At 67.1% G+C, this 12,394-nt stretch carries 8 protein-coding genes; 3 read left to right on the top strand and 5 right to left on the bottom strand.

Annotation, left to right across the window (positions count from 1 at the left end; all coding sequences use genetic code 11):
• Window positions 1-85 precede the first annotated feature (85 nt).
• The 3 genes from AC5Y4F_RS21310 to AC5Y4F_RS21300 all read right to left on the bottom strand — a co-directional run bounded on the left by AC5Y4F_RS21310 (window position 86) and on the right by AC5Y4F_RS21300 (window position 4,710).
• Window positions 86-1,435 (bottom strand): maltokinase N-terminal cap-like domain-containing protein, encoded by a 1,350-nt coding sequence (locus AC5Y4F_RS21310; protein ID WP_067932937.1) that lies wholly within the window; start codon window positions 1,433-1,435, stop codon window positions 86-88.
• A 304-nt stretch (window positions 1,436-1,739) separates the two neighbouring features.
• Complete coding sequence (treS, locus tag AC5Y4F_RS21305; protein ID WP_067933036.1) at window positions 1,740-3,512, bottom strand: maltose alpha-D-glucosyltransferase; 1,773 nt, start codon at window positions 3,510-3,512, stop codon at window positions 1,740-1,742.
• A 121-nt stretch (window positions 3,513-3,633) separates the two neighbouring features.
• Window positions 3,634-4,710: a S1C family serine protease gene (locus AC5Y4F_RS21300; protein WP_067932939.1), complete on the bottom strand. Its 1,077-nt coding sequence runs from the start codon at window positions 4,708-4,710 to the stop codon at window positions 3,634-3,636.
• A gap of 173 nt (window positions 4,711-4,883) precedes the next feature.
• Here AC5Y4F_RS21300 and AC5Y4F_RS21295 point away from each other — a divergent pair, with 173 nt between their 5' ends.
• Together AC5Y4F_RS21295 and AC5Y4F_RS21290 are read left to right on the top strand one after the other, a co-directional pair.
• Window positions 4,884-5,300, top strand: a complete 417-nt coding sequence (locus AC5Y4F_RS21295; RefSeq protein ID WP_067932941.1) for a TIGR03668 family PPOX class F420-dependent oxidoreductase — start codon at window positions 4,884-4,886, stop codon at window positions 5,298-5,300.
• A 143-nt stretch (window positions 5,301-5,443) separates the two neighbouring features.
• Window positions 5,444-7,603, top strand: a complete 2,160-nt coding sequence (locus tag AC5Y4F_RS21290; RefSeq protein WP_499998406.1) for an elongation factor G-like protein EF-G2 — start codon at window positions 5,444-5,446, stop codon at window positions 7,601-7,603.
• Window positions 7,604-7,609: 6 nt separating this feature from the next.
• Here AC5Y4F_RS21290 and AC5Y4F_RS21285 read toward each other — a convergent pair whose 3' ends face one another.
• On the bottom strand, window positions 7,610-9,202 hold the full coding sequence (locus AC5Y4F_RS21285) for a FadD7 family fatty acid--CoA ligase (RefSeq protein ID WP_499998402.1): 1,593 nt from the start codon (window positions 9,200-9,202) through the stop codon (window positions 7,610-7,612).
• Window positions 9,203-9,441: 239 nt separating this feature from the next.
• Here AC5Y4F_RS21285 and oxc point away from each other — a divergent pair, with 239 nt between their 5' ends.
• Window positions 9,442-11,184 (top strand): oxalyl-CoA decarboxylase, encoded by a 1,743-nt coding sequence (gene oxc / locus AC5Y4F_RS21280; protein WP_499998400.1) that lies wholly within the window; start codon window positions 9,442-9,444, stop codon window positions 11,182-11,184.
• Here the strand turns inward: oxc and AC5Y4F_RS21275 are convergent.
• Window positions 11,168-12,100: a LysR family transcriptional regulator gene (locus AC5Y4F_RS21275; protein ID WP_499998398.1), complete on the bottom strand. Its 933-nt coding sequence runs from the start codon at window positions 12,098-12,100 to the stop codon at window positions 11,168-11,170. The two genes, oxc and AC5Y4F_RS21275, sit on opposite strands and share 17 nt — an antisense overlap.
• Between the last annotated feature and the right edge of the window lie 294 nt (window positions 12,101-12,394).

Raw genomic sequence — 12,394 nt, 5'->3', positions numbered from 1 at the left:
TATCTTTCGATCACCCTGGCGCTCGCAGGGCACGTCCGATGGCGGCGACCCGTTGCGCCCGGCCCCGCCACGCCCGCGATCGCGACTAGGCGGCGGTCAGACGAGCGATGGAGCGCAACGGAATTGGCAGCCAACCCGGCCGGTGCCGCGCCTCGTAGCCGGCCTCGTAGACCGCCTTGTCCAGCTCGTAGGCGGCCAGCAGCTGCGCCGAGTCGCGTGGGTCGGTCCCGGAGGCGGCCGCGTAGCCGTCGCAAAACGCCGTCCGGTTGCGCTCGACCCACTCCCGGGCGCGCGCCGCCAATTGCTTGTCGTCCGCCTGGTCGACCAACGGTCCGTAGGCGGCGTATTCGAAGGACCGCAGCACGCCGGCCACGTCCCGCAGCGCAGAGTCGGGCGCGCGGCGTTCCTCGAGCGGCTGCCCCGGTTCGCCCTCGAAATCGATGAGCAACCAGCGCTCCGGCGTGCGCAGCACCTGGCCCAGGTGCAAATCGCCATGGATGCGCTGCACGGTGATCGTCTCGCTGACCAACTTCTGGTATCGCTCTTCGATCGTCGCCGCGTGCTCTTTGAGCGCGGGAACCAGGGCCACCGTCGAGGACAGCCGCGATAGCACGTTGTCCACCGGGAAGGCTGCCTGCGAGGTACCCAACGTCTCGGCCAAGGTGGCGTGCACCGACGCGACGGCCTCGCCGAGCCGGTAGGACTCACCGGCGAAGTCGCCGCCGACCTCGTACGCGTACAAGTCGCCCTCGGCGAACAGGTCGCGGATGCTGGCGGTGGCCATCGCCCAACCTTCGGCGGAATTGGCGGCGAACTCGGTCACCATGCCCAGCGGCCACGCCGCGTCGGCGCCGCCGTCCGCACCCGCCATTTCGTATGTGCCCAGCAGCCGCGCGACGTGCGGGTTACCCGCCCGGCCCAGTACGCGGTTCAGCTCTATGTCGGGGTTGATGCCGCTGCTGATTCGGCGGAACACCTTGAAGATGGCGTCGCGGTCGAAGATGACGCTGGTATTGGACTGCTCGGCATCGGATACGTGCGCCATCGCCTCCAGCGGCAGCGTTGCATCCGGTTCCTTGACGAAGTTCACCTCGGTGCCCGACCCGCTGCGTGAGGCGGACGAGTCGATCAGCGAGAGCAAAAACCGCGGCGCATCGGCGTCATACAGGGCGTCGAAGCCGGTCCGGTCGTCCGCGGCGCCGATGGTGGCGACGTGGCTGTATTCGGAGACCGGGGCGGCGTCCCACCGCACGATCACCTGATAGCGATGCCGGGAACCGTCGACGTAGTCGGCGTCGACGAGCACCAGGTCAAGACCATCGTCGAGCGGGACGACCACGCTGGCCTCGGCGCTGGACAGTTCGCGGTTGCGTCCGGCGTACCAACGTTGCTGCGGAAGCCACTCAGACCAAGGCAGCTTGGCCGGCTGAGTCATTTGTGCCACTCCTTCTCATCGACTCCGCTTTGCATCTCCCCGCAAACGGAAGGTGCCCCCACCTCATCGCTTCGCTCTGCATCGTCGCCGCGTGAGTCATTGGCGCCGCTCCTCCTCATCGCTTCGCTCTGCATCGTCGCCGCGTGAGTCATTGGCGCCGCTCCTCCTCATCGCTTCGCTCTGCATCGTCGCCGCGCGAGTCATTGGCGCCGCTCCTCCTCATCGCTTCGCTCTGCATCGTCGCCGCGTGAGTCATCGGCGCCGCTCCTCCTCATCGCTTCGCTCTGCATCGTCGCCGCGCGAGTCATGCATCCTCCTCGCATCCCGCCAGCTGGAACCAGTAGAACCCGTGTCCCGGCAGGGTGAGTAGGTAGGGCAGGTGACCGATACGCGGAAACTCGACCTGCCCGGTCAGCTCGATAGGCGTGCAACCGCTCCAATGCTGCAAGTTCAGCTCAATCGGCTGAGGAAAACGCGACAGGTTGTTGACGCACAGCACGGTGTCACCGTCGTGAGAAACCTGCCGCACGAAGGCCAACACCGACGGGTTCGAGCCGCCCAACTCCTCGAAGGTCCCGATCGCGAAGGCCTCGTGGCGGCGCCGCACGGCCAGCATCGTCCGGGTGAAGTTGAGCAACGACGTGGAGGTGTCGCGTTGTGCCTCGACGTTGACCGCCTGATAACCGTAGACGGAGTCCTGGCTGGGCGGCAGGTAGAGCCGGCCCGGGTTGGCCTTGGAGAAGCCCGCGTTGCGGTCCGGGGTCCACTGCATCGGGGTGCGCACGCCGTCGCGGTCACCCAGCCAGATCACGTCGCCCATGCCGATCTCGTCGCCGTAGTACAGCACCGGTGATCCGGGCAGCGACAGGAGCAGCGCGGTGAACAGCTCGATCTGATTGCGGTCGTTATCAAGCAGCGGCGCCAACCGTCGGCGGATCCCGACGTTCGCCTTCATCCGCGGATCCTTGGCGTACTCGGAGTACATGTAGTCGCGCTCTTCGTCGGTGACCATTTCCAGCGTCAGCTCGTCGTGGTTACGCAGGAAGATCCCCCACTGCGCCATGTCGGGGATCTCAGGCGTCTGGGCCAGGATCTCCGAAATCGGGAAGCGCGATTCCCGGCGCACCGCCATGAAGATCCGCGGCATCAGCGGGAAATGAAAAGCCATGTGGCATTCGTCGCCGCCGGTGGTGGCGTCGCCGAAGTACTCGACGACATCGGCCGGCCACTGGTTGGCCTCGGCCAACAGCACCCGGCCGGGGAATTCGTCGTCGATGACCTTGCGGACCCGCTTGAGGAAGGCGTGCGTCTCGGGCAGGTTCTCGCAGTTGGTGCCCTCGCGTTCGAAGAGGTAGGGCACCGCGTCCAGGCGAAAACCGTCGATACCCAACTCGAGCCAGAACCGGAGCACGTCGATCATGGCTTCCTGCACGGCCGGGTTGTCGTAGTTCAGGTCGGGTTGATGGGAGAAGAACCGGTGCCAGTAGAACTGCTTGCGCACCGGGTCGAAGGTCCAGTTCGACTCTTCGGTGTCGATGAAGATGATCCGCGCGTCGGTGTACTTCTCGGCGGTGTCGCTCCACACGTAGTAATCGCCGTACGGGCCATCTGGGTCGTGCCGCGACTCCTGAAACCAGGGATGCGAATCAGAGGTGTGGTTCATCACCAGGTCGGTGATGACCCTGATGCCCCGCTCGTGCGCGGCGTTGAGCAGCGCGACGAAATCCTCGACCGTCCCGAACTCGGGCAGCACCTTGTAGAAGTCCCGGATGTCGTACCCGCCGTCGCGCAGGGGCGAGTCGTAGAAGGGCGGCAGCCAGATGCAGTCGATGCCCAGCCATTGCAGATAGTCGAGGCGCCCCAGCAGACCGCGCAGGTCGCCGGCGCCGTCTGCGTTGGCGTCGAAGAAAGCCCGAACCAGCACCTCGTAGAAGACCGCGTGCTTGAACCAGGTTGGGTCGGTGGGCAGCGCGGCGGCGTTGTTGAAGTCCTCGGCGTCGGGGTGCTCGACGACGCCGTCCTGGACGTGACTGCCCCCCTCGGGATGGTGCTCGACAGCTTCTCTTGCGTCGTTCATCAAATCCACGATGCCACGTGTACCCTGGGCGCGACTTTCGGAATCACGCTCCCACGCTTACGCCGAAACCCGCCCGGTCGCAAACGAATTGGCCACCGGTCGGGTCGCGTCGGTGCGGGTGTCAGGCCGGCGGTCCCTCCGCCAGGGTGATGTTGACCGTGCGATCACCACCGCCACCGGACCGGTAGTGCACCGCGATGTTGTCCCCGGGGTGATGCGGGACGAGCACCTCGGTCATGGACGTCGCGCCGTTGATCGCGACGTTGTCGACGCCGGTGATGACGTCGCCGGGCGCGATCCCGGCGGCCGCGGCGGGCCCGGAACTGACCACCCGCTGTACCCGCGCGCCGTTGCCGTTGTTGTCCATCACACCCAGGCCGAGGAAGGCGGTGGGACCGATGTGGACCGTGTTCGAACCGGCGCCGGACCGGATCTGCCCGGCAACGGCCATCGCGCGCCCGATAGGAATGGCGAAGCCTTGCCCGCCGGACATCTTGTAGCTGTCGGTGGCGGCGGTGTCCACGCCGATCACCTGCCCGGCGCTGTTCACCATGGGCCCACCGGAGTCACCGGGCTTGATCGGGGCATCCGCCTGGATCAGGCCGCCCAGGCTCTCTTGCGCGCCGGTCAGCGTGTCGGTCGCGGAGACGCTCTGGTTGAGCGCGACGATTTTGCCCGTCACCGCGTTGGGCGTGCCGCCCTGGCCACCGACGTTTCCGAGCGCGACGATGGGTTGCCCCACGGTGGCCTCGCCGCCGATCGCGGCGGTGGGAAGTCCGGACGCGCCGCGAAGTTGAAGCACCGCGATGTCCTGCGTGCGGTCGTAGCCGACCACGTCAACGGCATAGGTCTGGCCGTTGCCGACGTCGAACGCGCTGATGTCGGTAGCGCCGGAGATCACGTGATTGTTGGTCAACACGACGCCGTTGGGATCGATCACGATGCCGGTTCCGGCGCCCACCGCGTCGTTGTAGCCGAATTTGGTGTCGATGTTGACCACCTGCGGCCCGACCTGACCGACCATCGCCGACGGGTCGATTGGGGCCTGAGGACTGAACCGATCCAGCGCCAGGTTGGATGGCGCCGCCGACGCCGGAGCGAGGGCCACGCCCGACCCCAGGCCGAGGCCCAGTCCGACCACGGTCAGCACGCTGACCAACCATGACCACAAGACCGGGCGGCGGTGCGGTTTGCTCATCGGTGTCAGCCTCCTGCTTCGCGGTAGAGAACAACTGTCCCGGCCTCAGGCTCTTGGCGGCACATGTGTGTGTATATAACCGTAATCCAGGTAGCTATGCACGGCCTGTGTCAGGTTCTGACCAGCCTCAGCGGCTTTCAGGCCTTAGCTACCGCGCGTCCTAAGCTGACACGGTGGGTGAATTCGACCCCAAGGCCTGCTTCAGCCGGGCCCGGGTGGCCCGCCTGGCCACTGTCGCGCCCGGCGGCCTACCGCACCTGGTGCCGGTGGTCTTCGCGGTCGCCCCCCACGGGAGCGAATCCGTCTACACGGCCGTCGACGCGAAGCCGAAGACGACCCGGCGGCTGCGCCGCCTGGCCAATATCGACAGCAACCCTCTGGTGAGCCTGCTCGTCGATCACTACGCCGACGATTGGACCCAACTGTGGTGGGTGCGCCTCGACGGAGTCGCCACCGTCCACACCGACGACGACACCGTTGATCTCGCACGCCGCCTACTGCGCGCGAAATACCCTCAATATCAATCGGTTTCGCTGGACGGCCCGGTGATCGAGGTCGCGGTGCGGCGGTGGTCCAGCTGGCATTACTGAGCGGTGACCCGGCGGCGCCGCCCGGCGCAGTGGCGGCTGTTCTGGCCCGACGGTCTTGTGGTCGACCGAAGTTGGGTGAATGGTAGCTAGAAAGGTGCTGGCTAGGTCAGCAACGGCGCGCCCGGGCAACCTGGAGGAAGGTCATGGCCGACAGGACAACCACTTCCCAAGGAGCGGGCAACGCTCCTACCGCCAACGGTCCAGACGAAATCCGCAACGTGGTACTGGTGGGCCCGTCAGGTGGCGGCAAGACCACCCTCGTCGAGGCCCTGCTGGTCGCCGCCGGCGTGCTAACCCGGAGCGGCTCGATCGCCGACGGCAGCACGGTTTGCGATTACGACGATGCCGAGATCCGCCAACAGCGGTCGGTAGGCGTCGCGGTGGCATCCCTGTCGCACGACGGTGTCAAAGTCAACCTGGTCGACACTCCCGGATACGCCGACTTCGTCGGCGAATTGCGGGCCGGGTTACGCGCCGCGGATTGCGCCCTGTTCGTCATCGCGGCCAACGAAGGCGTCGACCAGCCCACCAAATCGCTATGGCAGGAATGCGACCAGGTCGGTATGCCCCGCGCCGTGGTGATCACCAAGCTCGACCACACCCGGGCGAATTACGCCGACGCGCTGGCTGCCGCGCAAAATGCTTTCGGCGACAAGGTTTTACCACTCTACCTGCCCACCGACCTGCCCTCCTGCCACGGCCTGATCGGGCTGTTGTCGCAGACGCGTTACGAATACACCGACGGCAAACGCACCGTACAGCCACCGAACCCCTCCGACGCCGAGCAGATCGAGGAAGCGCGCGGCGCCCTGATCGAGGGGATCATCGAGGAGTCCGAGGACGAATCGCTGATGGAGCGCTATCTCGGCGGCGAGGTCATCGACGAATCCGTGCTCATCCAGGATCTGGAGCGGGCCGTCGCCCGGGGGTCGTTCTTTCCGGTGATCCCGGTCTGCAGCAGCAGCGGCGTGGGCACCCTGGAAATACTGGAAGTCGCTACCCGCGGCTTCCCGTCTCCGATGGAACACCCGCTGCCGGAGGTCTTTACCCAGCTCGGTGCGCCGCACGCCGGTTTGACGTGTGCCGTGGACGCGCCACTGCTCGCTGAGGTGGTGAAGACGACGTCGGACCCGTACGTGGGCAGGGTCAGCCTGGTCCGGGTGTTCTCCGGGACCATCAGGCCCGACACGACGGTTCATGTGTCGGGCCACTTTGCGTCGTTCTTCGGCACCGGCAACGGCAGTGGCCACGCGCACCCGGACCACGACGAGGATGAGCGCATCGGAGTGCTGTCCTTCCCGCTGGGCAAGCAGCAGCGCCCGGCGCCTTCGGTGGTGGCGGGTGACATCTGCGCGATCGGCAAACTGAGCCGCGCGGAAACGGGTGACACGCTTTCGGACAAGTCGGAGCCGTTGGTCTTGAAGCCCTGGACCATGCCCGAACCACTGCTGCCGGTGGCGATTGCGGCCCACGCCAAGACCGACGAGGACAAGCTCTCGGTGGGGCTGGGACGGTTGGCCGCCGAAGACCCGACACTGCGGATCGAGCAGAACCAGGAGACCCACCAGATCGTGCTGTGGTGCATGGGGGAGTCCCACGCCGGCGTGGTACTCGAGGCGCTGGCCAACCGGTACGGCGTCACAGTCGACACCGTGGAACTGCGCGTCCCGCTGCGAGAAACGTTTGCCGGCAAGGCGAAAGGCCACGGGCGCCACGTCAAGCAGTCTGGCGGGCACGGCCAGTATGCGGTGTGCGACATCGAGGTGGAGCCCCTGCCCGAGGGTTCCGGGTTCGAGTTCGTGGACAAGGTGGTCGGCGGAGCGGTGCCGCGCCAGTTCATCCCGAGCGTGGAGAAGGGGGTGAAGGCCCAGATGGAAAAGGGCGTGCACGCGGGCTACCCGGTAGTCGACATCCGTGTCACGCTGCTCGACGGGAAGGCGCACAGCGTCGACTCGTCGGACTTCGCGTTCCAGATGGCGGGGTCGCTGGCGTTGCGGGAGGCCGCCGCGGCGACGAAGGTGGCGCTGCTCGAGCCCATCGACGAGATCTCGGTGCTGGTGCCCGACGACTTCGTCGGTGCGGTAATGGGTGATCTGTCCAGCCGGCGCGGCCGGGTGCTCGGCTCCGACACCGCGGGCAACGAGCGCACCGTGGTCAATGCCGAGGTGCCGCAGGTGGAGCTGACCCGCTACGCCATCGACCTGCGGTCCCTGGCCCACGGGGCCGCGACGTTCACCCGGTCGTTCGCCCGCTACGAACCCATGCCGGAATCCGCGGCCGCCCGGCTGAACACCGCCGTCTAGAACCCGTCAGCCCTTGCGGCCGAACTGCTCGGCCACCGCGCGCCGGTCCAGCGAACCTTTAGCGGTATGCGGCAACTCACCGGCCTGCTGGAACTCGGCCGGCACCTCGAAGGGCGCCAGGCGGTCACGGCAGAACGCCGTCAGTTCCTCGGCCGTCGGCGCCGCGGATCCGCGCGCGACGATGACCGCCGCCACGGTCTCGCCGTACAACTTGTCCGGCATGCCGAACACACCCGCCTCGAGGACGTCGGGGTGGGTGGCCAGGACACCCTCTACGCGCTCGGGCGAGATCTTCTCCCCGCCACGGTTGATGAGCTCCTTGATTCGGCCGCGGATGACCAGGTCGCCGGCCGGCGACACGGTCCCCAGGTCACCGGTGTGCAACCATCCCTCGGTGAAGTTGGCTGCGGTGATGGATGGGTCACCGAGGTAGCCGCGCACCACCGTCGGGCCGTGCAGCCAGACTTCGCCGACCGTCTCCGCCGGAAGCGTCTTGCCGTCGGGACCGACGATCCGGATTTCCGGTCCGGTCGACCGGCCGACGAGACCGGGTGTGGCACCAGGGTTTTCACTCCTGCCCGCCCCGCCGATCGCCGTCGTCGCCACCTGGTGCGTCGACTCGGTCATCCCGAAGGCACATACCACCGGCGCCGAGAAGGTGTCGTGCAGTGCCTGCGCGGTCTCGGCGGTCAGCGGCGCGCTGCAACTGCGGATGAAACGCAGGGCGGGTGCGCCGCCTGGCTGCTCGGTGCGGGCGCGCTCCAACAAGATCTGATGGATCGTCGGGACGGCGGTGTACCAGGTGGCCCCCACGGCCTCGATGTCATCCCAGAATGTATGCGCCGAGAACTTTCCACGCGCGGGCAGCAACACCGCTCCCCCGGACACCAGGGTGCCCAGCAGCGCGGCGAGCAGCCCGTGCCCGTGGTAGAGCGGCATCACCGCCACCGTCGCGTCCTGCGAACCGAGCCCGTAGCCGTCGATGATCGCGGCCACCGAGCGGGCGATGTTGAGGCGCGTCCAGGGAACCATTTTGGGCGCTCCGGTGGTTCCGCCGGTGAACATGATCATGGTGTCGTCGTCACGCAGCCCCTCCGGGGTCGACACGTCACGCCGGGGTGCCGCGGTGACGTCCAGGCTGACCGCCGCGGCGGTGCCGTCGACGGTGACCGCGACCGGCCACGACGGCAAGCCGTCCGATGCACCCGTGTCGTTTTCGGCGTCGGCGCGCTGGTCGACAAGCACGGCCCGAGCGCCCACCGCCGCACCGCGGGCACGTTGCTCGGTGATGGGTAGGGCCGGATCCAGCGGAACCACAACAAGATCCGCACGCGATGCAGCCAGCAGCCCGACGACGAATTCGGCGTTATTGCCAGCACGCAGCGCGACCCGGTCGCCGCGCAGCAGTCCAGCGGACGTCAGCTGCGCGGCCAGATCGTCGACCAGCCGGAGCAAATCGCGATAGTCGACCGGTATGCGCTCGGCGGTGACCACCAGGGCCCGTGCCTCCGGCGACCGGCGTGCGGCCGCCTCGACCAGATCGGCGATGCGCGGGCCGGCGGTTTCCGGCGACTCCTCGCCGCCCTCAATTGACCCCATCGCCGAACTCCTTTCATTTCCGCTACCGATGCCACCCTGCCGGTCGGCTTTCAGGTGCGTCCAATATCGATTCGCTCACGATCGATAACTGGCGGCTATTGAATCGTGGTAACAGCGCGCTGACCTGGCACGATAGACAACGCAAATCGCCGGATAGCGCCCTGGTCTTGGACACGTGGCGTGCGCACGGGCGACAGTGATGGCGAAGGCAGTACCCGCAACACCCGAGGAGTCGCCACATGTCCACAGCTTCGGCATCTCCGACACGCCAGATCGATGGGTTTCACCTCGTGGTGGACGCGCTGAAAGCCAACGACGTAAGCACCATCTATGGGATTGTCGGCATCCCGATCACCGACCTTGCCCGCGTCGCGCAGGCGTCGGGAATCCGCTACATCGGGTTCCGGCAGGAGACCTCGGCCGGCCACGCCGCGGCCGCCGCCGGATTCCTGACCCGGCGGCCCGGTGTTTGCCTCACGACATCGGGACCCGGTTTCCTCAATGGCCTGCCCGCGCTGGCCAATGCCACGACGAACTGCTTCCCGATGATCCAGATCTCCGGCTCCAGCAATCGGGCGCTGGTGGATCTGCAGCGCGGCGACTACCAGGACCTCGACCAGCTCAACGCCGCGAAGCCGTTCGCGAAGGCCGCGTATCGGATCAATCGGGTCGAAGACATCGGGCGTGGCGTCGCGCGCGCTATTCGCGCCGCGGTCTCCGGGCGACCCGGTGGCGTCTACCTGGATCTGCCCGGTGAGGTGCTGGGCCAGACCATGAACGCCGACGCCGCGGCGGACACGGTCTGGCGCGTCGTCGACCCCGCGCCCCGACAGCTGCCGGCGCCGGACGCGGTTGATCGCGCGCTGGGCGTGCTGGCTCAGGCGCAACGACCGTTGATCGTGCTCGGCAAGGGCGCCGCGTATGCCCAGGCCGACATCGTGATTCGGAAGTTCGTCGAGGTCACCGGGATTCCGTTCCTGCCCATGTCGATGGCAAAGGGCCTGCTGCCCGATTCGCACCCGCAGTCCGCCGCTGCCGCCCGCTCCCTGGCGATCTCGCGTTCCGACGCGGTCCTGCTGGTCGGTGCACGCCTGAATTGGCTTCTGGACCACGGGGATTCACCGAAGTGGAGCCGTGCGGCCAAATTCGTGCAAGTGGACATCGCCGCGACCGAGTTCGACAGCAACCAGCAAGTCGTGCCGCTGGCCGGAGACATCGGCTCGGTGATGTCCGCGCTGTATGACGGCGTGGCCGCCCGCCCGATCACGGCGCCGCCACAGTGGACCGGCGAGCTGGCCGAGCGCACGACACGCAACGATGCCAAGATGAGCGAGCGTCTCGCCGAAAATCCGCACCCCATGCGGTTTTATAACGCCCTTGGGGCGATTCGCGCTGTGCTGCAGGACAACCGGGACGCGTACGTGGTCAACGAAGGAGCCAATGCGCTCGATCTGGCCCGCAACGTCATCGACATGGAGCTGCCACGACACCGGCTGGACACCGGAACCTGGGGCGTGATGGGCATCGGGATGGGCTATGCCATCGCCGCCGCCGTCGAGACCGGGAAGCCGGTGGTTGCGATCGAGGGTGATAGTGCGTTCGGCTTCAGCGGCATGGAGATCGAGACCATCTGCCGCTACCGGCTGCCGGTCGCCGTCGTCATCCTCAACAACGGCGGCGTCTACCGCGGCGACGAGGCCACCCCCGGCACGGCGGCGATGGGATCGGATCCTGCTCCGACAGTGTTGAACGCCCGCGCGCGCCACGAGCTGCTCGCGGAAGCGTTCGGCGGCAGGGGATATCACGTCGCCACTCCGCCGGAGCTGCGTGCGGCGCTGACCGAAGCGATCAGCACCGGTGAGCCGTCGATCATCGACTGCGAACTCGACCCGGCGGCGGGCGTGGAAAGCGGGCATCTGTCCAACCTGAACCCGGCCAGTACCGCCGCCCCACCGCCGGCCGCGGTCAGCGCCGGCGGGTAAGCCCCAACAGCTGCGCGTCGAAAAACTCGTTCAGCGCCAGCTGCCCGGCGGAGGTGCCCAAGGCGCGGGCGATCGGCGATCCCGGTCCGTTCGAGTTGGTAGCCAGGGCCACATCGGCTTTGAGCACCGGGTCGACCATTTCGACCGCCCGGATCGCAGGCCCTAGCGGCGAAGCCCACAGCCATGTGTGCGGCACGATGGAGGCCCAGTTGCCCGCCGACACCTGAGCGAATAACGATGCAACGGAATCCGTTTCGACCTGCGGGCCGACCATGATGGAATGGTCGGCGAAGGCTCGATCGATGATCTGGCGATCACGCATTTCCGGGGTGAGCAACGCCAGCGGCAGCTGCGCAACCTCCGCCCACGTCATCGTCGCCGTACCCGATCCGACCATGTCCGCCGCTGCCAGCAGCACATATCGCTCCTGGTACAGCGGGACGAGGTTGACGTCGTGAGCCTCGTCGGACGCCGCATGCACGATGGCGGCATCGATTTCGAACTCGCGGAGCCGCCGGTATAGTTCGGTGGCCGCCAGGCGAGAGAGGATGTGCACCTTCACCAATGGGTGCGCCGAACAGAACGCCGAGAGCACCAGCGACGCGGTCGTGGAGGCGGTGGGAACGGTTCCCAGCCGAAGGGTCCCCGTGATGCCAGAGCGCACGGCGTCCACTTCGGACTTGAACGCGTCGTGTTCGGCGAGAATCCGCCTGGCCCACACCACCAACCGCTCTCCCTCAGGGGTGAGGCCCTCGAAGCTGTGGCCGCGGTTGATCAGCGTGACGTTCAGTTCTCGTTCCAGCTTGGCGATCGCGGTTGAGAGCGCCGGCTGGGAGACAAAGCATTTCTCGGCCGCCCGGGCGAAGTGCCGCTCGGAAGCGACCGCCACAAAGTACTCCAGTTGGCGGAAGAGCACCCGCACTCCTCGGGTTCGGCTGGGCCTTTGGGCACCGGTCCCGCTGAGGCTAGCGCGTTGCCGGCGCGGGCCCAAGCCGAAGTTTGCGCCTCCACCGTGGCGGTTACCCCTATGAATTCGGCCTACCGGGCAGACCGTAACCTCGCGTCCGCGAAAAAACCGGTGCATGGGCGCCGCTTTCACGCAACCGCGGCTCGAACTTGCGTAAAAGTCACGGGTCGCCGGCCGAGGATCGGCACCCAGTCGGCTGCGCTGCGCGCGGTTGAACTCAATCGGTGATCGAATCGTTACCGT

This window comes from Mycobacterium sp. NGS56 (genome assembly GCF_059812425.1).
Note: the sequence above shows the minus strand (reverse complement) of the source record. Positions and strands in the feature narration are given on the sequence as shown.

Coding starts and splice junctions, on each gene's coding strand:
- AC5Y4F_RS21310 (WP_067932937.1), bottom strand. CDS start 1,435: ATGACTCAGCCGGCCAAGCTGCCTTGGTCTGAGTGGCTTCCGCAGCAA.
- treS (WP_067933036.1), bottom strand. CDS start 3,512: ATGAACGACGCAAGAGAAGCTGTCGAGCACCATCCCGAGGGGGGCAGT.
- AC5Y4F_RS21300 (WP_067932939.1), bottom strand. CDS start 4,710: ATGAGCAAACCGCACCGCCGCCCGGTCTTGTGGTCATGGTTGGTCAGC.
- AC5Y4F_RS21290 (WP_499998406.1), top strand. CDS start 5,444: ATGGCCGACAGGACAACCACTTCCCAAGGAGCGGGCAACGCTCCTACC.
- AC5Y4F_RS21285 (WP_499998402.1), bottom strand. CDS start 9,202: ATGGGGTCAATTGAGGGCGGCGAGGAGTCGCCGGAAACCGCCGGCCCG.
- oxc (WP_499998400.1), top strand. CDS start 9,442: ATGTCCACAGCTTCGGCATCTCCGACACGCCAGATCGATGGGTTTCAC.